Raw genomic sequence first — 24,294 nt, forward strand, 5'->3', positions numbered from 1 at the left:
GCCCTGTTTTTTGCCGAGGCCCTCTTGACCGGCGGGGGACCATGGAGTGCATGGCTGACCGATACATCGAAGTCTCGCTGGTCAAGCGCGGGATCACGGCGACGGCAAAGCTCCTCGACGACCGGGCGCCGATCACCTGCGCGGCCGTATGGGACGCGCTTCCGCTCGCCGGTGACGTCTATCACGCGAAGTACGCACGCAATGAGATCTACGCCCTTTTCCCGCCTTTCGCGGAAACAGAGCCACCCCTGGAAAATCCGACAGTTACCCCGATTCCCGGAGATCTCTGCTATTTCTCCTTCGCGGGCACGGAACTCGGCACGAAGTCCTACGGCTACGACCGCGAGGTCCGCGCGGGCACGACGGTGGTCGACCTGGCCCTGTTCTACGAGCGCAACAACCTGCTCCTGAACGCCGACGTCGGCTGGGTGCCGGGCATCGTCTGGGGCCAGGTGGTGGAGGGTCTTGACGCCCTGGCCGAGGGCTGCAACGACCTCTGGCGCTCGGGCGCCCTCGGCGAGAGCCTCCGTTTCAGCCGGGCCTAGCCCTCACTCCGCGTGGGCCGCGACGGGCGGCCGGATGCCCGCTGCCTCCGCCTCGTACAGGGCGTGGGCCGCCCGCAGCACCAGGTCGTCCCGGTGCCGGGCCGCCACGATCTGGAGGCCCACCGGCAGCCCGTCGCCGTCCGTGCCGACGGGCACGCTCGCCGCCGGCTGCTGCGTCATGTTGAAGGGGTACGTGAACGGCGTCCACCCCGTCCAGCGGTGCTGCCCCGAGCCCTTCGGGACCTCCATGCCCGCCTCGAACGCGGTGATCGGCAGGGCCGGGGTGACCAGCAGGTCGTACGAGTCGTGGAAGCGGCCCATCCGGCGCCCGAGGTCCATGCGGACGTCCACCGCGGCCAGGTAGTCGAGCGCGCTCATGCGGGTCCCGAGGGCGCAGATCTCCCGGAGCCCCGGGTCCAGCACCTCCCGCTGGTGCGGCCCGAGATGCTGGGTCACCCGGGCCGCCCCGCTGAACCACAGGGTGTGGAAGGCGTCCACGGGATCGGTGAAGTCGGGGTCGGCCTCGGTGACGTACGCGCCGAGTCCGGCCAGCCGCTCCACGGCACGGCGGACCGCGGCCGCTACCCCCGGCTGTACGGCCACCTGGCCGCCGAGGGACGGTGAGTAGGCGATCCGCAGCCCGCGCACCCCGCCCGACAGGGTCGCCGAGTACGGACCGGCCGCCGGGCCCAGCGCCGACCAGTCGCGGGAGTCCGGCACGCCGATGACGTCGAGCAGCAGCGCCGCGTCGGCCGCGTCCCGGGTCATCGGGCCGACGTGGGCGAGGGTGCCGAAGGCGCTCGCCGGGTAGAGCGGCACCCGCCCGTACGTCGGCTTCAGGGCGAAGATCCCGCAGAACGCGGCCGGGATCCGGACACTGCCCCCGCCGTCCGTGCCGAGCGCGAGCGGCCCCGCGCCGAGCGCCACGGCAGCCGCGGCACCCCCGCTGGAGCCGCCCGCGGTGCGCGTCGGGTCGTAGGGATTGCGGGTCACGCCCGACAGCGGGGAGTCCGTGACGCCCTTCCAGCCGAACTCCGGAGTGGTCGTCTTGCCGAGGAACACGGCGCCCTGCTCGCGCAGCCGGGCGACGGAGGGCGCGTCCTCGTCCCAACTGCCGCTCTCCGAGATCGTTTTGGAGCCCTTCAGGGTCGGGGCGCCGCGCGTCAACAGGATGTCCTTCACCGTGACCGGGACGCCGTCCACCGCGCCGCACGGCTCCCCGCGCCGCCAGCGGTCGGCCGACGCGCGCGCCTGCGCGAGGGCTTCCTCACCGGTCAGCCGTACGAACGCGTTCACCTCCGGCTGGATCCGCTCGGCCCGCTCCAGGGCCGCCCGGGTCGCCTCCACGGGGCTGAACTCGCCCTTGCGGTAACCCTCGACGAGTTGTACGGCGGTCAGTCCGGTGAGGTCCTGCATCTGCTGCCCCTCGTTCGACGTTCAGTGCCCTGGTACGTACCCGCGCTTCTTGTCGACCACGTTCGGCAGTGATCTGCCCGCTTCCCAGCGGTCGTACAACTCCACGAACTGCTTGCCGAGTTCATCGCGCCAGCCGATCGTGTCACCGCTCATGTGCGGGGACACGATCAGACCCGGGACCCGCCACAACGGGCTCTCGGGCGGCAGGGGTTCGGTGTCGAAGACGTCGAGCGCGGCCCCGGCGATCCACCGCTTGGACACCGCCTCCACCAGCGCCTCCTCGACGACCAGCTGACCCCGGCCGATGTTGATGAAGCGGGCGGAGGGCTGCATCATCCCGAAGCGGCGGGCATCGAACATGCCGTGCGTCTCCGCGGTGAGCGGAGCGGCCGCGATCACCCAGTCGGCGCGGGCCATCAGCCGGTCGAGGTCGTCGGGGCCGTGGATCCCGGTGCGCGAGCGGCGCCCGACCAGGGCGGTGACGATCCCGAGCGCCTTGAGCGTGCTCGCGATCGCCCGGCCGATGGGCCCTGACCCGACCACGCAAGCGCGTGTGCCGGCCACCCGCTGGGACTCCCGGTGCCGCCACACGCCCTCGCGTTGAAGCTCCAGGGTCCGGGGCAGGTCCTTGGCCATCGTCAGGACCAGCGCGGCCACGTACTCGGCGATCGGCTGGTCGAAGACCCCGCGCGCGTTGGTCACCCTCGTGTCGGAAGCAGCGAGCTCGGGGCACATCAGGTGGTCCACGCCCGCGCTCGCCGTGTGCACCCAGAGCGGTCGCGGGCCCTCGCCCGGCCACGCGTCCCGCACCGCGGTCGAGGTGAAGTCCCAGACCAGCAGCACGTCGGCGACCGGCAGCCGCGCGGCGAGCCCGGCCTCGTCCGTGTGCAGGATCCGGGCCCGGCCGGTGAGGCTCCCGAGGCGCGGCGGGGGGTCTGCGTCAAGGACCAGAAGGACGGGGACGGACATCGAGGCACCGTTTCTACGGATTATCGCGGGGCTTGCCGGACGTCTGACGTGGGCGGGAACACCGGCGGCAACCCCGGGGTGACGTGAGCGTGACATGGGCGGATTGACCACGCTCGCACCCGAACCTACCTTCGTCAACACGGGCGTTGCGCACGTTCCGCTGTCCCTCCGTCTCTCACCGTGAGGCCGGTCTTCGCCATGGACGTTTCGTTTCTAGGTGGTCCGCGCCCTCAGCGCGGTGTCGGTGTCGTCGCACCCTTCGACTTCGCGCTGGATCGCGAGCTGTGGCGCTGGGTCCCCGACGAGATCTCGCTCCATCTGACCCGTACCCCGTATGTCCCCGTCGAGGTCAGCCTCGACCTGGCCCGGCTGGTCAGCGAGCACGAGACCCTGCACGAGGCGGTGCGCACGCTCAACGCCATCGCCCCCGAGGTCGTCGCCTACGCCTGCACCTCCGGCAGCTTCGTCGGCGGGGTCGCCGGGGAGCGCGCCATGTGCGCGGCCATGACCAGGGCGGGCGCGGTCCCGTCCCTGACCACGTCCGGTGCCCTCCTGGACGCCCTCGTCGAACTCGGCGTGCGCCGGGTGGCGCTGGTGACGCCGTACACGGTGTCGGTGACCAGGGCGCTGGAGGAGTACGTCGCCGAGGCCGGCGTCACCGTCACGGGCTGCGCCTACATGGACCTGACCCGGCACATCTGGAAGGTGCCCTACCGGCAGGTCTCCGAGATGGCCCACAAGGCCGTACGGGCCGACGCCCAGGCGCTGTTCATCAGCTGCACCAACCTGCCGACGTACGACGTCATCCCGCAACTGGAGGCGGAACTGCGGATACCGGTGATCTCGGCCAACCAGGTGACGATGTGGGCGGCGTTGCGCCGACTGGGTACCCGAGCCGTGGGACCGTACCAGGCGCTGATCGACCCGGCGGCGAGGACCGGTCCCGTGCGCCCGGACCTACCGGGCCTGCGCCCGGAGATTCCGGGTCTGCCGGAAGTCCGGGGCCTGCCGGACGAAGAACAGCAGCAGGAAGGCTGGACATGACCGCACTCGGATTCCTCTACCCGGGACACTCCGCCGAGGACGAGTACCCACGCATCGAACAGCTCCTGGGCAGCGACATCCGTCTGGACGTCGTCCACACCGACATCGGCACGGACGCCCACCGCGTGGACGCCCTCCTTGAGATGGGATCGCCCGAGCGGCTCGCCGCCGGCGTCGAGGAACTGCGCATGTCGGGCGCCGAGTCCGTCGTCTGGGCCTGCACCAGCGGCAGCTTCGTGCACGGCTGGGAAGGCGCCCAGGAGCAGGTCCGCACCCTGGCCCGGACGGCCGGCATGCCCGCCTCCTCGACCTCCTTCGCGTTCGTGTACGCGGCCCAGGAGATCGGGGCCGGACGGGTGGCGGTCGGGGCGACCTACCCGGACGACGTGGCGGGGCTGTTCGCCGAGTTCCTGCGGGCGGGCGGGGTCGAGGTCGGCCAGGTCCGCGGCGCCGGGATCATCACCGCCGCGGAGGTGGGCACCTGGGGCGAGGAGGAGGTCTTCGCGCTGGCCCGGGAGGCCGACTCACCGGACGCCGAGGCCGTGCTCCTCCCGGACACGGCCCTCCACACGGCCGGCCACATCCCGGCCCTGGAGAAGGAACTCGGCAAGCCGGTCCTCACCGCGAACCAGGTCACCGTCTGGGAGGCCCTGCGGCTGACCGGCCGCCGGGTGAACGCTCCGGCGATGGGGGCGCTGTTCACACGGGAGCCACTCGTCCAGGTGTGAGGCGGACGGCTTCAGACGCTCACCGTCGGCGTCCTGCGGGGCGTCGGCGGTGAGCGCCCCGAGGTGTCCCGCTCAGAGCCGGGTCCGCCCCCGGCGCCGGATGCCGAGGATCCGCATGGTCAGACCGATCGTGAGCAGGGCGAGGGCCACCACGCTGTACGCCCACGAGCCGGTGCCGCGTACGGCGTCGATGGTGGCCAGAATCACCCACAGGGCGGCGACGACACTCAGCGCGGTCCACGCGATGTCGGCGATGCGGATGGACAACTGGGCGCGCTGTGCGGTGCCGGGTTCGAGTGGCCCGAGGTCCGACGGCTGAGGTGTGTTGTCCCGCGTCATGGGCGACCCCTTCCGGTTTGTGAGGTTGTGCGCTCCGGGTACCCGAGGGCCTCTGGGGCAAGCGGTCAAGTGGCCTACGGGATACGGAAGGTGGGACTCCAGGGAGACCTGTGACCCCGCCCGGGAATAACCGGGGACACTCTCCTGTTGTTGCCGTGACGACAGCGCACGGCTCATGAGCAGGAGGCACCCCACCGTGGCGGAAGACGAGATCCGAGGTACTGCACAGGGCACCGCCCCCGTACCTCTCTCGGTACTCGACCTGGTCACCGTCGGCGCCGGACGCACGGCCACCGACGCCCTGCGCACCAGTGTGGCCATCGCCAGGCTCGCGGAGTCCCGCGGCTTCCACCGCTACTGGGTCGCCGAGCACCACTCCATGCCGGGCGTGGCGTCCTCCTCGCCGGCGGTGATCCTCGCCCACCTCGCCGCCCACACCAGCCGCATCCGGCTCGGCTCGGGCGGCGTCATGCTCCCCAACCACGCCCCGCTGGTGATCGCGGAACAGTTCGGCACGCTGGAGGCGCTGGCCCCCGGCCGGGTCGACCTGGGCCTCGGCCGGGCCCCGGGCACGGACGGCGCCACCGCGGCCGCCCTGCGCCGCAGCGACCGGCTGAACGAAGGCGCCGACGACTTCCCCCAGCAACTCGCCGAGCTCACCCGCTTCCTGGACGACGACTTCCCGGACGGCCACCCCTACCGCCGTATCCACGCCGTACCCGGCCCCGTCCAGGCGACCTCGCCCGGCGGTGTCCAGTCCCCGCACCGCCCGCCCGTCTGGCTGCTCGGCTCCTCCGGCTTCAGCGCCCGCCTTGCCGGCTCACTCGGCCTGCCCTTCGCCTTCGCGCACCACTTCTCGGCACAGAACACCATCCCGGCCCTGGACCTGTACCGCGAGTCCTTCCGGCCCTCCGCGGTCCTGGCCGAGCCGTACGCCCTCATCGGCGTCTCCGCCCTCGCCACCGACGACGAGAAGGAGGCCCGCCGCCAGGTCCGCGCCGCCGCGCTCAGCATGATCCGGCTGCGCACCGGCCGCCCGGGCCTGGTCCCCACCCCCGAGGAGGCGGAGGCCTACGAGTTCAGCCCGATGGAGGAGGAGTTCGCCACCTCCTGGAACGCCAACGTCGTCCACGGCACCGCCGACGAGGTCCGCGCCGGCCTCGACGACCTCCACAAGCGCACCGGCGCCGACGAGCTGATGCTCACGGGCAACGCGCACAGCGGTGACGTACGGCTGCGTTCGTACGAACTCGTGGCGGACGCCTACGGCCTTCCGGCGGCCGCCGCGGCCTCCTAGGCCTGCACGCCCATCAGCCCGGAGATACGATCCGGCGACACCGGCCGCGAGTACAGCCACCCCTGGCCGGTGTCGCAGCCGATGCGGCGCAGCCGGCTGGCCTGGGCCGAGGTCTCGACGCACTCCGCGGTGACGGTGAGACCGAGGCGGTGGGCCAGCTGGATCATCGCCTCGACGACGACCTCGTCGGCCGGGTTCGGGGGGACGCCCTCCCCCTCGTACTGGAAGCCCCGTACGAAGGAGCCGTCCAGTTTCAGGACGGAGACCGGCAGACGGCTGAGGTAGGCGAGGTTCGAGTAGCCGGTGCCGAAGTCGTCGATCGCGATGCCGACGCCCATGTCGCTCAGCGCCTGGAGGGCCTGGAGCGGACGGCCCGCCGAGCCCATCACCGCCGACTCGGTGAGTTCGAGCTGGAGCAGGTGCGGGGCCAGGCCGGTCTCCGCGAGGGTCTCCGCCACGTCCGCGACCAGGTCGGAGTCCCAGACCTGACGGACCGCCACGTTGACGCTGACGAAGATCGGCGGCTCGTCGGGGTGGTCCAGCTGCCACTGCCGGGCCTGGCGGCAGGCGGTGGCCAGGATCCAGCGGCCGAGCGGGACGATCGAGCCGTCCTCCTCGGCCAGTTGGATGAACCGATTCGGCGTCAGCATCCCGAACTGCGGGTGATCCCAGCGGATGAGCGCCTCGACACCGCGCAGCCGGCCGTCCTCCATGCAGACCAGCGGCTGGTACTCCAGCCTGAACTCGCCGCGCTCGATGGCCGGGCGCAGTGTGGAGGCGAGGGCCTGACGGGTCATGCGGTGGGCGTTGCGCTCGGGGTCGAACAGCGTCCAGCGGTCCCGCCCGTCTGCCTTGGCCCAGTACAGCGTGGTGTCGGCGGCCTGCATCAGCCCCGTCGCCGAGGTGCCCGCCGCCCGCCGCTCGACGACCCCGATCGACGCCGACACCGACATCCGGTGGCCGGAGAGGTCGAAGGGCGCCTGGATCGCCTTCAGCAGGGACTCGGCGAGGTCGGCGAGCTGTTCCGTGCCGGTGGAGTCCTCGACGAGCAGCGCGAACTCGTCACCGCCCAGCCGCGCCACCAGGGGAGCGGTCGCCCGGTCGTGGCCGGCCTCGTCCGCGCAGCGCGTCAGGCGCTCGGCGACGGCGGCCAGCAGCCGGTCGCCGACCCGGTGGCCGAGGGTGTCGTTGACGGCCTGGAACCCGTCGAGGTCCAGATAGCACAGCCCGATCCGGCCCGTGCCGCCCTGCTCGTACGACTCCGGCTCCAGCGCGGCCGTCAGCCGCTCGAAGAACAGCGTGCGGTTGGGCAGCCGGGTCACCGGGTCGTGCATCTGCAAGTGCCGCAGCCGGGCCTGCAGTTCACGGCGGGCGGTGATGTCGGCGACGGAGAGCAGGACGCCGGGGGAGCCGTGTGCGTCCCCGGCCAGCGGTGTGACCGTGATCTGCGCCCACATGGAGTGCCCGTCGGGATGCTTGAGCCGGCGCTTGCAGCGCAGCTTCGCCTGACGGCCGCGCAGCACCTCGCGATAGGCGTGCCAGGTGCGCGTGTCCGAGGCCAGGTCCACGAGGTCGGCGGCCGGGGTCCCGGTCAGCTCCTCGGACGTGGCGCCGAGCAGTTCCCCGAACGCGGGGTTGGCGTCGACGACCGTGCCCTCGCGGTCCACCACGGCCATGGCCAGCGGCGCTGCCGCGAAGGCCGCCCGATGCGACGGGGGATCGGGACGAAAAGGTGTCGCGATATCACTCTCTGTAACGGCTGACCCGTCGAGGTCTGCCGCGACCGCCGGCCCTTCGGACGTTCCGTTCACCGCTAGCTCCCGCAGTGCACTCGATCGCTGTCCGCGCAGGAAAGTGTGCCGATCATAGAGGCTGCCCCCAGGCCCTTCCAGCCATTGCCCAGTCTCGGGGACCGGCAACCCCTTCTGCCAGATCGTTTCTGCCCGCAGCTGGACGGGTTCTTCAGGCCGGAGACCGGTTGTGACGTTCCGTGAGTGATTCGGGGGTGTCGGCCGGTTCAGCAGGTCACGCCACCTCACTCGTCCGGTGCAGATAAACAGGGCGTAGTACCGCAAATCATCACAGGCTGGGTGCGGTGTCCCGTGAACCGCTCCCGGAGGTCCCGTTGCCGCGCTCGTTTCCGCGCACTTTTCCGCGCCCGCCCCTGCGCAGCACCGCCGCCGTGTTCACCACCATGGCGGCCCTCGCCGCCACCTCCCTCGTCACCGGGCCCTCGGTCGCCGGGCCCTTCTCCTCGGCGCCCTGCACGCTGGAACGTACCGAGGCGCATCACTCGGAGGGCCTGGACACCTGGAACAGCGCCTATCCGCGTCCGGCCCGCGCCCTCGACGCGGTGATGGTCTTCCTGTCCTTCCCGGACGCCCCACCGCTCACCACCCCGGCCCAGCTGACCGCCGATCACTTCCCGGCCACCACCCGCTTCTTCGAACGTGCCTCCTACGGCCGGTTCACCCTGCGCCCGCACCCGCTGCGGCACTGGATCCGGATGCCGCGCCCGTCGACGGCGTACGCCATACAGCGCGACTGGAGTGCCGCGGACCGGGGCACCTACCTCCGGGACGCGCTCGCCGCGGCGGACGGGGAGGTCGACTTCTCCCGCTACGACGTCGTCTACTTCGTCGCCGACCCGGACGCGCCCGGCGTCGACTCGGACGCCACGAAGGTCGTCAACCTGGACGTGCCGCTGCGGGCCGACCACACGGACATCCGCCGGGTCGTCACGGTCTTCGAGAAGCACCCGCCGGACCGTCTGGTGCTGGCCCACGAGACCGGGCACGTCTTCGACCTGCCGGATCTGTACCACCGGCCGATGGACGGCAAGGGGGACTGGGACACCTATGTCGGCGACTGGGACCTGATGGGCAGCCAGTTCGGCCTGGCCCCCGATCTGTTCGCCTGGCACAAGTGGAAACTGGGCTGGCTGGAGCGGCGGCAGGTGGTGTGCGTACGGGGGCCGGAGCCGACGCGGCTGACACTGGAGCCGGTCGAGACCGGTCCCGACCGCGCCGGGATCTTCGGACTGGGGCGCGGCACGAAGCTCGCGGTCGTACCCACGGGGGCCGACAGCGCACTCGCCTTCGAGGCGCGCGAGGCGGTGGGCAGCGACGCGGCGGCCTGCCGGCAGGGGGTGCTGGTCTACCGCGTCCACAGCGGCGAGGCGTCCGGCGGCGGCCCGATCCAGGTGATCGACGCCCACCCCCGCACCGAGGCCTGCTGGGAGAACTCCGTCTACCCCCCGCTCGCGGACGCCCCCGTCGGCGTGGGCGAGACCTTCCGGGTGCCGGGCGAGCACGTCCGCGTGAAGGTGACGGGACGGACGACCACGGGGGCGTGGGACGTGGAGATCGCCGTCGGGTGACTTCCTGGCCGACGGCCCGGTGCCCAGAGGGGTGTGCCGAGCGACCCGTCTCCACGCCGAAGGCCCCCCGCTTTCACGGAGGGCCTTCAGTGTCTGTGCGCCGCCAGGGACTCGAACCCCGGACCCGCTGATTAAGAGTCAGCTGCTCTAACCAACTGAGCTAGCGGCGCCTGCTGACGTCGTAGACCTTAGCATCCTGATCGGCTGGGGGAAAAATCGATATCCGCACGGCGGTGCGGGCCGCGCGGACGGCTGCCCAGAGCAGGATTTCCGGGCCCGGCAGCCAGGGGTGACGGGTGTCGGGGGCGACCAGCCAGCGCGAGGTGAGTGCGGATTTCGCGGCGCTGAGCGGGGCCGGTACGGTCACCGCGTCGCCGGTGCCGTGGCACAGCAGGGGCGGGATCGCCCCGGTACGGCCGAACTCCTCCCACCGCAGCAGGGACGGCAGCCGCTGTGCCGTGCCCGGCGCCGCGAACAGGAGCATCCGGCCCCGGAACGTGGCCACCGGCCCCGAGCCCGGACCCTCGTCCCACAGCCGGTCGAGCATCCGGCGCCCGAAGACCGCGGGAGCGCTGACCACGTCGAAGGCGGTGCCGCAGGGCAGGACGACCGGGGCGGCGGGGTGGTCCTCCCACAGCGACAGGGTGCTGCGCGGATACGTTCCTGCCGAGGCGAGCCAGGCGGCCCCGTCCGCGGTGACGCCGCAGACGTCGAAGCGGTCGGTGAACGGTTCGTCGCGAGTGCTCATGCCGTCTACATCTACGGGGCGTGAGGGGGCCGTTCCGCAGGGTTGCGGGAAATCGGGACAGGAGAGGGCGGGGAGGGGTATCTTGCCCGCCTGGCATATGCCACGTGGGCTTCACGCGGCGTGAGCTTCACACGGGGTCGGCGTGTCCCGCTCCGCCCTCCGCCCCGCGCAGCAGATCCCGGCCGAACTCGACCATCTTCTTCGCGTAGTCCTCGGTCCACTCGGCGCGCTCGGCGATGTCCGCCGTCGTGAGCCGGTCGAAGCGCCGGGGGTCGGCCAGCTGGGCCGCCGCCATCGCCTGGAAGTCCACGGCTCGGTCCGCCGCAGCGCGGAAGGCCTGCGCCAGCTCGGTGGACCGGGTCAGCAGCGCGCGCGGGTCGTCGATCGACTCCAGGTCGAAGAAGTGCTCCGGATCTTCGGCCACCTGCGCGGGCTCGAACAGCAGGGGCGCGGGGCGCAGCCGCGGCTCGTTCCGACGCGGCGTGGGCTCCGCCATGTCTTCATCCTCCTCGTATGTCGTCCGTACCGACGGCCCGCCTGTGGAAGGCCACCGTCCATTGTCCCGCGCCCGTGCAAGAGGGCGGGTCGCCTCCGGCGCATTCCAAGGCCGACGGTCACGGCCGCCACGCCACCCGGTGTTCCGCCAGCCGCGCGAGCACCGCGTGGTTGGCCTCCCAGCCGTCCGGGAACTTCACCAGCGTTCCCAGCTGGACCGGTTCCGTGGACGGGTAGTCGTCCAACAGGTCGCTCACGCCCGCGCGGCACACCACGACGCAGGCGTGGCGGTGGCGGGAGGCCAGGACGCACAGGCGGCCAGTCTCCAGGTGGAAGGCGGTGGCGTCGGGCCGGCCGGAGAGCGGGTGGAGGACGACCGTGACGTCGTACTCGCGGCCCTGGAGACGGTTCGCCGTGTCGACGGTGACGTCCGTGACACCGAGGTCGGCCAGCGCCGCACGGACCGCCGCCGCCTGGTCCCGGTGCGCCGTGCCCACCGCGATGCGGTCGGCCGTCAGCGGCGCGGGATCCGGTGAGCGCTCCGACGTGGCCGCCCCGCCCCGGTCGAGGAGACGCCGTACGACCGCCGCGACCGCGCGCACCGCCTCCGGGTCCGTGCGCGGGGTGTGCCGGGCGGGCAGCTCCAGCAGACCCCAGCCGGACTCCGCCGCCGCGTCGATCACCCGGTCGGGGCCCGAGCCGTCCGAAGGGACGCCGAAGGTGAGGCGACGGTCGCCGTGATCCGTGCCGCTGCGGAAAGGCGTGTACGGGTAGAAGGCGTCCGAGACCAGGGGCGCGGCCGAGGCGGGGAGCCGCCAGGACACCGGCAGCCGGTGCTGGGGCAGTTCGGGGTTGTGGGCCAGCAGGGTCGTCACCGCCGAGGCCGAGGGGTCGTACGACAGCCCCGCCCACTGCTCGCTGCCCACGATCGCGAACGGGTCCAGCTGCCCGGGGTCGCCCACGAACAGCGCCCGCTCGAACAGCCCCGCGACCGCCAGCAGCGCGTCCGAGCGCATCTGGTACGCCTCGTCGACGATCGCGTGCGCCCAGGGCTCGTCGGTCTTCACATGCCCCCACTTGGCGGCCGTGGAGATCACGACGGGCAGCCCGGTCAGGTCCCCCGCCTTCGCCGACTTGCGGACCTGGGGCAGGTCGTCCAGCGCCTTGTCGTACGGGTCGGCGTCACTACTGTGCAGCCGCCCGACGGGCAGCTCGGGGTTCTTCTCGGCGAGCCTGAGGACCAGGTCGTCCACCTGGGCGTTCGTCTGCGCCACGACCATCAGGGGGCGCCCAGCGTCGGCCAGTTCGAGCGCCGCGCGGACCACGAGGGTGGACTTGCCGGCGCCGGGCGGGGAGTCGACGACGACACCGCGGTGGGTGCCGTGCAGGGTGTCGTGGAGGATCGCGTCGGTGGCCCGCGCGGCCTCGGCGCCGGGGTCGAAGGCCCGGCGGTCCCCGGGGGCGTGGGTGGTCACAGCACGTCCTCCGGGGTCAGGGGATCGGCACTCTCCTGCACGGCCTCACCGGGCGGCCCGCCGTGCGTCCAGGGCGTGTCCTCCGGGTCGGGCAGCTTGGCGCCGCCGCGCTGCTCGTGCTCGAAGAGCGTGAAGCACACCCGGTCGCCCTTCTCGGGGACGGACCCGGTCTCCGGCTCCTTGCCGCGGCCCATCTTGTCGAGGATCTTGAGGACGACCAGCGCGCCCTCCTCCTCGGACCCCACGAACTCGGCCGACTGCGGCTTGCCGCCCAGCGAGCGGTACACCTTGGCCCGCTCGCCCAGATGCGGCGGGTCGTCGGTCCGTACGGTCACCAGCGGGCGCGGGCTCGGCCGCTTGCCCTCGCTGTACGTCATGACGACGTCCGTGACCTCCCCGGCGAACGCCTCACCGGACAGCCGCCGCCCGGCCATCACCAGCGGGTCGTCGAGTGCCTCCTGCGCCTCCAGGCGGGCCTGTTCACGCTCGCGCGCGGCAAGCTTGTTGGCGGCGGTGACCGCGTCGTCGCGGCGCGGCTGCGGGGGCTCGCCCGCCACGACCCGGTCGCGGTGGCTCGTGAACGACCAGCGGTCGCGGGTCCACCGCTCCTCGACATGCGCCCCCTCGGGCAGCGCCCGCAGCAGGTCCACACCCCGCCACACCGCGTCCCAGGTGGGGCGGGTGCGACTCGCGACGAGCGCGCGGATCTCCTGTTCGGCCGCGGTGAGCATGCCGAGCCGGTCGTCGGCCTCCAGACCGTCCTCGGCTGCGGCGAGGGCGGTACGCGCGCGGTCGTAGCGCTCGAAGGCGGGGGCGAGCAGCTTGTTGTCGAACGCCGGGTCGGTGGCGGGACCGGCCGGCGGGTGCAGCAGCTGGCCGCGGTCGTCCCGGGCCAGCTCGGCCTCCAGGGCGGCCTCGGCGCCGGACCGCCCCTGCGGCGGGTCGATCCAGGCGAGCAGCGCGCCCAGATGCTGGTCCTCCAGCGTGGACTGGCCGGTGCACCAGTGCCGGCCCAGCACGTCCGTCATCGCGAGGAGCAGCGAAGAGCCCGGCACCCGGGCCCGCTCCCCGAAGTGGGTCAGCCACCGGCCCAGCAACGGCACCCGGGGCGGGGCCGGATACGGGGTCTCCGGGTCCTGCTCCGCCGTACGCCGAAAACGCATGGAGCGCCCGAGCAGCCGTACGAAATCGACGCCCGCGCGGCTCGGCAGGATCAGCTGGGGGGCGTCCGCGCACAACTCGACCTCGACCTTGATCCGCTTGCCGGTCTCCGGATCGGTCTCGTTGCGCTCGGCGGCCTCCACCGACTCGGCGTATCCGTCGACGTACGGCAGCACGATGTCCGCCAGTTCGGCGAGGAACGCGAACCTGAGGTCGCGGTCCCGGGGCTGCGGTACGACCAGGAGGTGCGGGGCGTCCCGGTCGGTGCCCACGAGCGCGCCGAGCGGGGCACCGGCCTCGCCCGCCGTGGTGAGCGGGACCAGGACGAGGGGGTGCTCGGAGAGGTGTCGGTGCAGGACGGTCGCGGCGGGCTGGGCGCGGCCGGTGCTCACCGCTTCCAGCCGGGCGAGGGTCGTGATCAGGGACACGGTGGCTCCTCGTGACGCGGGGCCGTGGGGAGGCCGCGAGCGGGCGTGACGTGGGGCGGCGCGGGGGCCCGGCGCGGAGGCGTACTCACCGCGCGGCACCCCCCGGCACCGCGTCCAGCGCTTCGGCACGCAGCTCGGCGGCTCTCCGCAGCGCCGCCACCGCCGGGTCGTCCGGGTCGCCGGCCTCGCCGCGGGCCGCCGCCAGGACCTCCCCGACCGTCGTCAGACCGCCCAGTTCCGCGCGCACCGAGCGGCCCAGGGAGGTCACCGTGCCGGCCGCGCGGGAGCGGTCCCGGCAGTGGAAGGCCAGTTCGCACGCGGACAGGCACTCGGGGGCGTACGTCGCCGGGACCGACTCGACCGCGGCGGTCAGTTCGGCGGCGGGCAGGTCCGGGGCGAAGCAGGTGCCGTCGGGCAGGGCGTCGGCGATGTCCTCGATGCGGGTGAGGCGGGTCAGCTGGCGGGCGGTGACCGCGCGCTGCTTGCGGATGTCGACGGCCGAGGCGGTGGGCAGGTTGGAGAAGTCCTTGGGGCAGACCAGCAGGACCCGGTGACGGACCTGCGGAGCCGGCTCCAGGCGGGCGGCGACCTCCTCCAGCGCGAGGACGTACACCGCGGCCTGGCGGGCGGCCGCGCCCACCTTCGAGGGGTCCGCCGAACCGTCCAGCATCGGGAAGGACTTGATCTCCACGACCGTCCAGCTGCCGTCCGGGTGCACCACCACCGCGTCCGGCTCCAGGAAGGCGGGGGAGCCGGCGACGTCGAGCGCGAGCATGGGGTGGTCGAGCAGCGTCCACCCCTGCGCCTCGGTGGCCTCGCGCAAGGCGAGGGCCGTGCGCGCGGTACGGCCCTCGGGGCCGATCGCGGTGAGGTCGGGCACGTGGGCCTCGGTGGGCGGCTCGGCCCTCCGGTCCAGCCGCTCGTGCACCAGCCGCAGCAGCTCCGCGCCGCCGTCCGCCTTGACCTTGGCCTCGAAGGCGTTGCCCCGGGTCAGGGCGAACTGCGACTGCCCGAAGGCGGCCGGCGAACCCAGCGCGCTCGCCAGCGCCGTCTTGTTCACCCCGGCGCCGTCGAGGATCGCGCGCCGCTTGCACCCGGGGTTCGCGGCGAGCGCCGCCAGGGCGCGCGCGTCCAGTGCCTTGGCCGGTACCTCGGGTCCGCGCAGCTCAGCGAGCCGCTGCCGGAGCGCCGTCCCCCGCGTCCGTGGGAGCGGCACTCGGCTCGGCTCCGCCTGGGAAGCGTGACTCGCGCTGCCGTGGAATGTGCTCACCCGCGGAAGTCTGGCATCCGCCACTGACAATTGATGCCTCTGTGTCCCGGGAGGCGGCGGAAACGGTGGCTATCCGGGCGCGGACTCCTGCTATGGCCCGCTCGGCCGCCCGGCTGACGTACGGGGCGAGCAGGAACCCGAGCCCCATCACCACCGCCCCCGCGGCCGCGTCGAGGAAGTAGTGGTTCGCGGTGCCCATGACCACGATGGTGGTGATCAGCGGGTAGGCGACGGCCGCGGCCTTCGTCGTACGCGTCCTGCCGTAGCGCCACAGCATCACACCGCACCACAGGGCCCAGCCGACGTGCAGGCTCGGCATGGCCGCGTACTGGTTCGTCATGCCGCCCATGCCCCGCGGGGCGCTCGCCTCGCCGCCCCACCAGCCGTACGAGCTGTACTGGGCCATGGTGTCGACGAAGCCGTGGCTCGCCGAGAGGAGGCGGGGCGGGCAGGTCGGCAGCAGGGTGAAGCCGATCAGACCCATGAACGTCGACGTCATCAGCCAGGTGCGGGCCGCGCGGTAGTGCACGGCATGCGAGCGGAAGAGCCAGATCAGGACGGCCGGGGTGACCAGGTAGTGCAGCGAGGCGTACCAGAAGTCGGCCGGTACGCCGATCCAGGTCTGGCTGGTGAAGAGCCGGTTGAGCGGGTGCTCGGCGTTGAGGTGCAGGACCTTCTCGACCTTGAGGATCGCCAGGCCGTGGTCCACGGCGCCCGTGACATCGCCCCTGGCGAGGAGCCGGCCGGCGCTGTAGCAGGCGTACACCAGCAGGATCAGGGGCAGCTCCGTCCACCAGCGCAGCCGCGTCTGCGGGACTGCCTCGGTGCCTGGTGTCTCGGTCAGCGGCATCCGATCCTGTCCCCCTTCGTTTCGCGCGGCGTCCGGCGGTCCTTGTCCGGGGGTGCCACTTTACGGCGTATGTGCGGGCCCCTGTGGAGTGCCCCCACGCAGCGCCTTCGGTCCACGAAGACGCTGAGAACGCCCGTCGGGTTGCCCTCCCACAGGGTGCGCGATGATGGAGGCGTTCCGCCTCCGCTTTCCCCCGGAAAGGTTTCTCCATGGCACCGCGCATCCTGCTGGCCCGGCACGGACAGACCGAGTGGTCGCTGTCCGGCAAGCACACCGGCAGGACCGACGTGCCGCTCCTGGAGGAGGGCCGGCGGGGCGCCAAGCTGCTCGGCGAGCGGCTGCACCGGGCCCCGTACGACGGCCTTCCCGGGGTGGAGATACGCACCAGCCCGCTGGTACGCGCGCGGGAGACCTGCGAACTCGCCGGGTTCGGGGAGCGGGCGGCCACCTGGGACACGCTCATGGAGTGGGACTACGGCACGTACGAGGGCATGACCCCGGACGAGATCCAGGCGGTGCGGCCGGGCTGGCTGATCTGGCGGGACGGGGTTCCCGACGGGGAGTCCCTGGCGGAGATCACTTCTCGCGCGGACGAGGTCGTCGCGTGGGCGCGCTCGGCGGACCGGGATGTGCTGGTCTTCGCCCACGGGCACATCCTGCGGTCCATCGGCGCGCGATGGCTGGGGTTGCCGCTCGACTTCGCGGCGCGGGTACGGCTTAATCCGACGTCCTTGTCTGTGCTGGGCTGGGCCTATGGAGAGCCGGCGATCGAGAGCTGGAACGACCTGGGGCATCTGGGGGCGTAGTCGGTGCGGCCCGCAGCCGAAGAACAAATCCGTCACGTGGACCTCGGCGTCGATGCATGGCGTTCCAGAAACGCCGAGACCCCCGGCGCCCTACGATGCGGCAGCAGCACCCTCGCCGTCGCCGCCAGCATCGTCTGGATGCGGGACGACTGGACCTCGCCCAGCAGCTCCAGCACCCGCAGCCCCGCCGCCGCCCCCTCGTCCGGGTGGCCGCAGCGGGCCAGGTCGTCGGCGAGCTCGGCCGTGTACAGCGCGATGTTGCGGGTGAAGTGCGGGTCCTGGAGATCCGCCGCGCGGCGCGCGTGCCGGGCGGCCCGGCGCCAGTCGCCCAGCGTGGACCAGCACTGCGCCTCCAGGCCCTCCAGCTCGGCCTCGCCGTAGAAGCTCATCCACTCGGGGTCGGCGTCCGAGTGGCCCCGCTCGAAGTAGGCCTGCGCGCGGGCGAGCGCCTGCTCGCACCCGGTGCGGTCGGCGAGCCCCGCCCAGCCGCCCGCCTCGCGCAGCGCGAGCAGCGACATGAGCCGGGCCGAACCCAGGGGCCGGGCGACCCGTTGGGCTGCCTGCGCGGCCCGTACCGCCTCTCGCGGCCGTCCCGCGTCGCGCGCGAGGAATGCGGTGTTGCAGAAGGCGTGCGCCTCCAGGGCGTCGTCACCGGTCACCCGGGCCGTCGCGAGGGCCTCCGCGTAGTGCGAGCGGGCATCGTCGAACCGCCCGGAGTCGTGCGCGAGCCAGCCCACCGAGATGGCGAGTTCACCCGCGCCCGAGTGCAGCCGGTCGGCGGTCGTCTGCCGGGTCGCGCCGGCGTCCAGGAGCGCGTAGGCGGCGCGCAGGGGAGCCGCCGCGCGCTGGTACAGGCCGTCGGCGCCGTGCCGGTCGTCGAGCAGCCGGATTCTGCGCACGGCCTCTTCCAGGGCGCCCGCCTCGCCCGTCCCGGCGCGGCGGACCGGCCGTCCGGCGGCCGCGGCGTCGAGCGCGAGCCCGAGGGGGCCCAGTGAGGCGGCGGCGACGGTGGCGCCCCCGCCGGTCATGAATGCGCGACGCAGCACGTCGCTCTCCTCGTAGTTGTCGTACGTCTCGTCGGGGTCCTGCGTGTCCTGCGTGTCATACGGCTCGTGCGTCCCCTGTGTCTCACTCGGGGGGCGCCCCCGGCGTCCGCGTACGGAGGCGCGGGAGGCGAAGCCCAGGTCGGAGAGCGTGCGGCCGGGGAACATGTGCAGGAACACCCGCTCGTACGCGTAGTTGGGGCAGCGGATCTCGCCCGCCTCGACACGGCCCACATAGCGTGCGTCGCAGCTGACGCTCTCGCCGATCTCGCGCGCGGCCCGTCGCACCATCGCGGCGAACTCGGCCGGCGAGCGCTGTCCGCGCAGGCGCCGGAACTCGAGGTTCGGCCTCGGTGGTGTGGGGGACTGGGACGAGGTCACCATTGACGACGCCATGGCCGGGTCCTCTCGTGCGAACCGTCGAACCATGCCGGGGGTGGGGCGAGTTGACTGGTTTGTCAGTGTGACGCCCTGTTTCCGGCGGGCAAGAACGTACCTGTTGTGTCCGGGTCGCCATGCGGGGTTTGGCTACAAACCGGATATCTCATCCGGGATCCGCCATGAACTGCCATCCTTTGCGGCGGACTTTCGCCGTAGCCGTTGACGTCGGCGCGCGTTGAACTTCCCGGAGTCGGACGAGGGTTCCTTGGTGGAGGCCGCGATGGAGATCAGCCGGAGCGTCAATCCCTGTACGCCGGTGTCGTGCGACGTGGTCACGGTGCCGACGCGACACGGCCTGGAGGCCGTCGACATCCTGCGGCGGGGGATGAGTGAGGGCGTCGGGCCCGTGCTGCACGACGACGGTGGCCAGACCTTGGGGTTCCTGGTGCCGCCGGGGACGGCGGCGGGCTGGGACGTGCCGGGGAGCACCTGCACGGAGACCGACGGCCGGGGGCTGCGGCTGGCTCCGGAGCCGCCCGTGGAGGGGGCGGACTGGCTGCTGCCGCCGGGAGACGCGGATCTGGCGACGGACCCCGCGGTGCTCCGGGCGGCACTGGGCGAGGCGGCGAGACTGATCGAGGCCGCGGACAATTGCCGTTGACCGGCAGCCGGCCGTTCCCACCGGCCCGCGGACGCGGGAAGGTCTTGCGCCGCGGATAATGGCGTAGTGGGTAAGTCCAAAAGCTCTCGCCGTGGCAGCCCGGCCGCCGATGCCGTCGTCGAACCCGTCGACGGCGGCCTCGCCGAGCTCATCCCCGACCGGGAACGCCCGCACGCGTGGACGCTGCTCATCGACGGCGCCCCCCAGTCCCACGTCGACCTCGACGACCCACGCCACCTCTCCTTCGAGTACCAGCGCCGGCTCGGCCACGTCATCGACCTGGTCGCGCCCCCGAACAAGCCCGTGCACGCCGTACACCTCGGCGGCGGCGCGTTCACCCTCGCCCGGTACCTCGCCGCCACCCGGCCCCGCTCCACCCAGCAGGTCGTCGAGCGGGACGCGGCGCTCGTACAACTGGTCCGGCAGAAGCTTCCGTTGGAGCCGACCGCGCGGATACGCGTGCGGTCCGTCGACGCCCGCGAGGGTCTCGCCAAGGTCCCCGACGGATGGGCCGATCTCGTCATCGCCGACGTGTTCAGCGGAGCCAGGACCCCGGCACACCTCACCTCCACCGAGTTCCTCGACGAGGTCCGAAGGGCGCTCAAGCCGGGCGGTCGCTACGCCGCCAACCTCGCCGACGGACCGCCGCTCGCCCATCTCCGCGGCCAGATCGCCACCGCCGCCGCCCGCTTCCCGGAACTCGCCCTCGTCGCCGACCCGACGGTCCTGCGCGGCAAACGCTTCGGCAACGCCGTACTCGTCGCCTCCGACACCCCCCTGCCGATCGCGGAACTGACCCGCCGGGCCGCCTCCGATCCGCACCCCGGCCGCGTCGAACACGGCAAGGCGCTCCTCGACTTCACCGGAGGGGCCGTACCCGTGACGGACGCCGAGGCGGTGGCCTCCCCGGCGCCGCCCGCGTCCGTGTTCCGATGACCCGGTGAGTCAGTAGGTGCCGATCTCCACCCGCGGCGGTCCGTCGTGCCAGGTGCAGAACACCGACACCCGGTCCGCTCCCGAGCTGAACTCCACCCGGATCCACGACTCCGTCTTCCACACCTGCATCGACCAGCCGGTGCCCGGCGTCGCGGACACCAGGGTCGCCGACTTGTCACCGAGGTCGAAGACCGCGCGGCCGCCGTCGGTGTCGTAGCTCCTGACCTTGCCGGAGGCGGTGGGGGAGGGGCTCTTCGCGGAGAGGGTCGGGCTCGCGGTCGGGGCACTCGGCGTCGGTGCGGGGCTCTTCGACGGGGTCGCCCGCCCGGTCCGCGTCGGCGTCGGCGACGCCAGCGGCTTCGACTCCTGCGTGGTCGCCTCGGCCGCCGTGATGGGCAGCGCGCGCGGCGGATCGTAGGCCGTGCCCGCCATGACCGTGTGGACACCCCACCAGGACAGCGTGACCGCCGCGCCCGTGGCGAGCAGCCAGGCCAGTACGTGTACGAGTCCTCTGCGCATCGCCCGCCATACTGCCTCACGCGTCCCACGGGCCGCACCCGGACTGAGTTGTCCACAGGCCCCGACCGTGCTCGCCCGAATCGCGTACGGTGCGGCGCATGGCAAGTGTGCTCGTGGTCGAGGACGACCAGTTCGTTCGTTCGGCGCTCATCCGGCACCTGACCGACGCGGCACACACCGTGCGCAGCGTGGGGACGGCGCTGGAGGCGCTGCGCGAGGTCGCCCATTTCCGTTTCGACGTGGTGATCCTGGACCTCGGTCTGCCCGATCTCGACGGGTCCGAGGCCCTGAAGATGCTGCGCGGGATCACCGACGTCCCGGTCATCATCGCCACCGCCCGGGACGACGAGTCGGAGATCGTCCGCCTGTTGAACGCCGGGGCGGACGACTACCTCACCAAGCCCTTCTCGGTCGAGCACCTCTCCGCCCGGATGGCCGCCGTCCTACGACGGTCCCGGGCCGCCGGAGGCGACGCACCGCCCGAGACCGTGCTGCGCGTGGGCGGCCTGAGCGTCGACCCGCTGCGCCGCCAGGCCGAACTGGACGGCGTCCGACTCGACCTCACCCGCCGCGAGTTCGACCTGCTCGCCTTCCTGGCCGCCCGGCCCGGGGTGGTCGTCCCCCGCAAGGAACTCCTCGCGGAGGTCTGGCAGCAGTCCTACGGCGACGACCAGACGATCGACGTCCATCTGTCGTGGCTCCGGCGCAAGTTGGGCGAGACGGCAGCGCAGCCCCGCTATCTGCACACCCTGCGGGGCGTCGGCGTGAAGCTGGAACCACCGGGCGGGGGGCTGCCGCTGTGAGATGGGCTCTGGTCAAGGTCTGCCTGGCGGTCACCACCATGGTCGTGGTCGCCTTCGCCGTCCCGCTCGGCCTCGTCATCAAGGAGATGGCCCGGGACCGCGCGTTCTCCAACGCCGAGCGGCAGGCGGCCGCCGTCGCCCCCGCCCTGTCCATCACCACCGACCGCGACCAGCTGGAGCGGGTCGTCGCCTCCGCGGGCTCGGACGCCGGGATGGCCGTCCACATACCGGCCGACGGTGAGGGACGGAGCGCTCAGCAGGCCGTGGACATCGGACGGCGCCGGGCCGCCGCCGACGACATCGCGACCGTGCGCCGACTGGGCCGCGCCTCCACCACCGAGGTGCCCGGCGGCTCCACCCTCCTCCAGCCGGTCGCGCTCAGCTCCGGCGAGATCGCCGTCGTCGAGGTGTACGTCCCCGAGTCCGAGGTGAGCAACGGCGTCGCGACCGCCTGGGCGGTGCTCGCCGGCGTCGGCATCGCGCTCGTCGTCGGCTCGGTCGCGGTCGCCGACCGGCTCGGCGTCCGGATGGTGCAGCCCGCGCAGAAACTCGTCGAGGGCGCCCACGAGCTGGGGGAGGGGAAACTGGGGTCGAGGGTGCCCGAAGAGGGGCCGACCGAACTCAGGCTGGCAGCCGTCGCGTTCAACTCCATGGCCGACCAGGTCGTCCAACTGCTCGCGAACGAAAGGGAGCTGGCCGCCGACCTGTCCCACCGGCTGCGCACCCCGCTGACCGTGCTGCGGCTCAACGCGGCCTCGCTCGGGGACGGTCAGGCCGCCGAGCAGACCCGGGCCGCGGTCGCGCAGCTGGAGCGCGAGGTCGACACCATCATCCGTACCGCCCGGGAGGCCAAACCGCAGACCGCGGCCGCCGGGCCCGGCGCCGGGTGCGACGCGGCCGAGGTGGTCCGCGAGCGGATGGGGTTCTGGTCGGCGCTCGCCGAGGACGAGGGCCGCAAGTGGCGGGTGGCCGGCACCGAGCGGCCGGTGCGCATACCCGTGGCCCGGGCGGACCTCGCCGCCGCCCTCGACGCCCTGCTCGGCAACGTCTTCCGGCACACCCCGGAGGGCACGGCCTTCGCGGTCGACGTGCACAACGGCGAGGACGCGGTGATCGTGCTCGTCTCCGACGCGGGACCCGGCATCCGCGACCCCGAGGCCGCCATGGCCCGCGGGCGGGGGTCCGGCAGCACCGGGTCGACCGGGCTCGGGCTCGACATCGTCCGGCGGCTCGCCGAGGCGACGGGCGGGGACGTACGGATCGGGTCGTCGGTGCTGGGCGGCACCGAGGTGCGGGTCTGGATCCAGCTGGACGGGCGGGAGCCGGTGCGCCGGGGACACCGGGTGCGCAGGCGCAGGACCGGCAGACTGGTCTCGACCTTTAACCGACCCCGATCCCTTCCTTAAGCGCGGCCTAAGATCCTCAACGCCCGTCCTGATCAGGTCATTTGCCCGATTCCGGATCGCTAGCGTGCCACGCCATGAGCATGCATCGGCGCAGACTGAACGGCAGGAACAAGGCGATCGGCGGGGTGGTCGCCGCCGCCGTGGTGGGGACCGGCGCGGTCCTGTTGAGCGGGACCGCCCAGGCGGCCGGGATCGGCGCCGCGTACACGAGGACGAGCGGCTGGTCCACGGGGTACACCGCGCAGTACGTCGTCACCAACAACAGCGGGGCGGCGGACCTGGCCTGGAAGCTGGAGTTCGATCTGCCGTCGGGCTCGAAGCTCGGCTCCCTGTGGAACGCCGAGTCGGCGGTGAGCGGGCAACACGTCACCGTGACCTCGGCGAAGTGGGACACCGACGGGCTGGCGCCCGGCGAGTCGGTCACCGTCGGTTTCGTCGTCAACGGCGCCGCCGACCCCACCGGGTGTCTCGTGGACGGCGCGAAGTGCTCCGCCGACGACACCCCCGACCCCAAACCCACCGCCACACCCAAACCCACCGCCACACCCACAGCCACCCCGACCTCCACCGCTTCCCCCTCGAAGGGCGACGGCTTCGCCCCCTACGTCGACACCTCCCTCTACCCCGCCTTCGACCTCCTCGCCGCGGCCGACGCCACCGGCGTGAAGGACTACCACCTCGCCTTCGTCACCGACGGCGGCGGCTGCACCCCCAAGTGGGGCGGGGTCACCGACCTGGCGAGCGACGCCGTGGCCGCGCAGATCGGCGCGCTGCGGGCGAAGGGCGGTGACGTCCGGGTCTCCTTCGGCGGCGCCTCCGGCTCCGAGCTGGCCACGACCTGCTCCTCGGCGGACGCGCTGGCGGCGGCGTACGGCAAGGCCGTGGACGCGTACGGCCTCACCAAGGTCGACTTCGACGTGGAGGGCGGGGCGCTGCCGAACACGGCCGCGAACACCCGGCGCGCGCAGGCGATCGCGAAGCTCCAGGACCGCCACCCCGGCCTGGACGTCTCCTACACCCTCCCGGTGATGCCCGAGGGCCTCACCCAGGACGGGGTCGACCTGCTCGCGAACGCCAAGTCCAACGGCGTGCGGATCGACACCGTGAACATCATGGCGATGGACTACGGGGCCTCGTACAGCGGGGACATGGGCACCTACGCCGAGCAGGCGGCCACGGCCACCCAGGCACAGGTCAAGGGTGTTCTGGGGCTGTCGGACAGCGCCGCCTGGAAGGCGGTCGGGGTCACGCCGATGATCGGGGTCAACGACGTGGCCTCGGAGATCTTCAAGGTCGAGGACGCCACCCAGCTCGTGGCCTTCGCCAAGGCGAAGGGACTGGGCCCGCTGTCGATGTGGTCCGCCACCCGGGACAAGCAGTGCCCCGGCGGTGCGAAGCCCTCCGCCGACGCGAGCTGCAGCTCGGTCGTCCAGGCCCCGTTCGCCTTCTCGAAGGCCTTCGCCGCCTACAACTGAACCCACCGGCGACGAGGCTCCTGGGTCACTGGTAGGCAGGGATGTCGGTCACGTTTCGACAAATCGGGTCGATAACTATTGACGCATGACCTGACATACCGCTGTCATTGCGCCACCGTG

Annotated in this window: 23 protein-coding genes and 1 tRNA gene; 11 read left to right on the plus strand and 13 right to left on the minus strand. The window is 72.6% G+C overall.

Translation table 11 applies throughout. The features are described from left to right. Positions 1-50 precede the first annotated feature (50 nt). Complete coding sequence (locus tag D1369_RS25740) at positions 51-545, plus strand: DUF3830 family protein (RefSeq protein WP_007382276.1); 495 nt, start codon at positions 51-53, stop codon at positions 543-545. Between the two features lie 3 nt (positions 546-548). On the opposite strand, the gene D1369_RS25745 is transcribed toward D1369_RS25740, so the two are convergent. Together D1369_RS25745 and D1369_RS25750 are read right to left on the minus strand one after the other, a co-directional pair. After that, positions 549-1,961 carry an amidase gene (locus tag D1369_RS25745; protein ID WP_118082625.1) on the minus strand — a complete coding sequence of 471 codons (1,413 nt, stop codon included), beginning with the start codon at positions 1,959-1,961 and terminating at the stop codon, positions 549-551. 21 nt (positions 1,962-1,982) lie between these two features. Then, complete coding sequence (locus tag D1369_RS25750) at positions 1,983-2,930, minus strand: D-2-hydroxyacid dehydrogenase (protein ID WP_007382275.1); 948 nt, start codon at positions 2,928-2,930, stop codon at positions 1,983-1,985. Between the two features lie 198 nt (positions 2,931-3,128). Here D1369_RS25750 and D1369_RS25755 point away from each other — a divergent pair, with 198 nt between their 5' ends. Beyond that, entirely contained in the window at positions 3,129-3,974 is an 846-nt protein-coding gene (locus D1369_RS25755) for an aspartate/glutamate racemase family protein (RefSeq protein ID WP_037900149.1), read from the plus strand. Next, positions 3,971-4,702, plus strand: a complete 732-nt coding sequence (locus tag D1369_RS25760; RefSeq protein ID WP_007382273.1) for a hypothetical protein — start codon at positions 3,971-3,973, stop codon at positions 4,700-4,702. Before D1369_RS25755 ends, D1369_RS25760 begins: the two co-directional genes overlap by 4 nt. A 72-nt stretch (positions 4,703-4,774) precedes the next feature. On the opposite strand, the gene D1369_RS25765 is transcribed toward D1369_RS25760, so the two are convergent. Beyond that, a complete protein-coding gene (locus tag D1369_RS25765) occupies positions 4,775-5,041 on the minus strand; it encodes a hypothetical protein (protein WP_118082626.1) in 267 nt (88 codons plus the stop codon). Positions 5,042-5,216: 175 nt separating this feature from the next. Between D1369_RS25765 and D1369_RS25770 the strand changes: the two genes are divergently transcribed. Further along, the gene (locus D1369_RS25770) at positions 5,217-6,338 is read left to right on the plus strand and encodes an LLM class flavin-dependent oxidoreductase (RefSeq protein WP_007382271.1); all 1,122 of its coding nucleotides are present in this window, start codon (positions 5,217-5,219) and stop codon (positions 6,336-6,338) included. Here D1369_RS25770 and D1369_RS25775 read toward each other — a convergent pair. Beyond that, on the minus strand, positions 6,335-8,149 hold the full coding sequence (locus D1369_RS25775; RefSeq protein ID WP_037900145.1) for a GGDEF domain-containing phosphodiesterase: 1,815 nt from the start codon (positions 8,147-8,149) through the stop codon (positions 6,335-6,337). The two genes, D1369_RS25770 and D1369_RS25775, sit on opposite strands and share 4 nt — an antisense overlap. A 284-nt stretch (positions 8,150-8,433) precedes the next feature. On the opposite strand from D1369_RS25775, the gene D1369_RS25780 reads away from it, so the two are divergent. Beyond that, entirely contained in the window at positions 8,434-9,717 is a 1,284-nt protein-coding gene (locus tag D1369_RS25780; RefSeq protein ID WP_007382269.1) for a M6 family metalloprotease domain-containing protein, read from the plus strand. A 96-nt stretch (positions 9,718-9,813) separates the two neighbouring features. Here D1369_RS25780 and D1369_RS25785 read toward each other — a convergent pair. The 7 genes from D1369_RS25785 to D1369_RS25815 form a co-directional block, all read right to left on the minus strand. Beyond that, a tRNA-Lys gene (locus D1369_RS25785) sits at positions 9,814-9,887 on the minus strand. Next, the gene (locus tag D1369_RS25790) at positions 9,878-10,465 is read right to left on the minus strand and encodes a bifunctional DNA primase/polymerase (RefSeq protein ID WP_007382268.1); all 588 of its coding nucleotides are present in this window, start codon (positions 10,463-10,465) and stop codon (positions 9,878-9,880) included. Before D1369_RS25790 ends, D1369_RS25785 begins: the two co-directional genes overlap by 10 nt. 127 nt (positions 10,466-10,592) lie before the next feature. After that, positions 10,593-10,961: a hypothetical protein gene (locus tag D1369_RS25795; protein WP_007382267.1), complete on the minus strand. Its 369-nt coding sequence runs from the start codon at positions 10,959-10,961 to the stop codon at positions 10,593-10,595. Between the two features lie 118 nt (positions 10,962-11,079). Beyond that, the gene (locus tag D1369_RS25800; protein ID WP_007382266.1) at positions 11,080-12,435 is read right to left on the minus strand and encodes an AAA domain-containing protein; all 1,356 of its coding nucleotides are present in this window, start codon (positions 12,433-12,435) and stop codon (positions 11,080-11,082) included. Continuing rightward, positions 12,432-14,024: a hypothetical protein gene (locus D1369_RS25805; protein ID WP_007382265.1), complete on the minus strand. Its 1,593-nt coding sequence runs from the start codon at positions 14,022-14,024 to the stop codon at positions 12,432-12,434. The genes D1369_RS25800 and D1369_RS25805 overlap by 4 nt, the downstream gene beginning before the upstream one ends. 85 nt (positions 14,025-14,109) lie before the next feature. Continuing rightward, positions 14,110-15,240 carry a hypothetical protein gene (locus D1369_RS25810; protein ID WP_118082627.1) on the minus strand — a complete coding sequence of 377 codons (1,131 nt, stop codon included), beginning with the start codon at positions 15,238-15,240 and terminating at the stop codon, positions 14,110-14,112. Beyond that, complete coding sequence (locus D1369_RS25815; protein WP_007382262.1) at positions 15,191-16,144, minus strand: phosphatase PAP2 family protein; 954 nt, start codon at positions 16,142-16,144, stop codon at positions 15,191-15,193. The genes D1369_RS25810 and D1369_RS25815 overlap by 50 nt, the downstream gene beginning before the upstream one ends. Positions 16,145-16,353: 209 nt before the next feature. Between D1369_RS25815 and D1369_RS25820 the strand changes: the two genes are divergently transcribed. Beyond that, positions 16,354-16,950, plus strand: coding sequence for a histidine phosphatase family protein (locus D1369_RS25820; RefSeq protein ID WP_007382261.1), 597 nt, complete (start codon positions 16,354-16,356; stop codon positions 16,948-16,950). A gap of 32 nt (positions 16,951-16,982) precedes the next feature. Here the strand turns inward: D1369_RS25820 and D1369_RS25825 are convergent, their stop codons facing one another. After that, positions 16,983-18,389, minus strand: coding sequence for a tetratricopeptide repeat protein (locus D1369_RS25825; protein ID WP_118082628.1), 1,407 nt, complete (start codon positions 18,387-18,389; stop codon positions 16,983-16,985). Between the two features lie 265 nt (positions 18,390-18,654). On the opposite strand from D1369_RS25825, the gene D1369_RS25830 reads away from it, so the two are divergent. Together D1369_RS25830 and D1369_RS25835 are read left to right on the plus strand one after the other, a co-directional pair. Next, complete coding sequence (locus D1369_RS25830) at positions 18,655-19,035, plus strand: hypothetical protein (RefSeq protein WP_237557627.1); 381 nt, start codon at positions 18,655-18,657, stop codon at positions 19,033-19,035. Positions 19,036-19,101: 66 nt separating this feature from the next. Continuing rightward, a complete protein-coding gene (locus D1369_RS25835; RefSeq protein ID WP_007382258.1) occupies positions 19,102-19,971 on the plus strand; it encodes a fused MFS/spermidine synthase in 870 nt (289 codons plus the stop codon). Positions 19,972-19,980: 9 nt separating this feature from the next. Here the strand turns inward: D1369_RS25835 and D1369_RS25840 are convergent, their stop codons facing one another. Next, positions 19,981-20,490, minus strand: a complete 510-nt coding sequence (locus D1369_RS25840) for a hypothetical protein (RefSeq protein WP_007382257.1) — start codon at positions 20,488-20,490, stop codon at positions 19,981-19,983. Positions 20,491-20,588: 98 nt separating this feature from the next. Here D1369_RS25840 and D1369_RS25845 point away from each other — a divergent pair, with 98 nt between their 5' ends. The 3 genes from D1369_RS25845 (at position 20,589) to D1369_RS25855 (ending at position 24,174) form a co-directional block, all read left to right on the plus strand. Beyond that, the gene (locus D1369_RS25845) at positions 20,589-21,293 is read left to right on the plus strand and encodes a response regulator transcription factor (RefSeq protein WP_037900141.1); all 705 of its coding nucleotides are present in this window, start codon (positions 20,589-20,591) and stop codon (positions 21,291-21,293) included. Further along, positions 21,290-22,699: a HAMP domain-containing sensor histidine kinase gene (locus D1369_RS25850; protein ID WP_037900139.1), complete on the plus strand. Its 1,410-nt coding sequence runs from the start codon at positions 21,290-21,292 to the stop codon at positions 22,697-22,699. Before D1369_RS25845 ends, D1369_RS25850 begins: the two co-directional genes overlap by 4 nt. Before the next feature lie 74 nt (positions 22,700-22,773). Then, positions 22,774-24,174: a cellulose binding domain-containing protein gene (locus tag D1369_RS25855; protein ID WP_037900136.1), complete on the plus strand. Its 1,401-nt coding sequence runs from the start codon at positions 22,774-22,776 to the stop codon at positions 24,172-24,174. The last annotated feature ends 120 nt before the right edge of the window (positions 24,175-24,294 follow it).

Source organism: Streptomyces sp. CC0208 (genome assembly GCF_003443735.1).
GTDB lineage: Bacteria > Actinomycetota > Actinomycetes > Streptomycetales > Streptomycetaceae > Streptomyces > Streptomyces sviceus.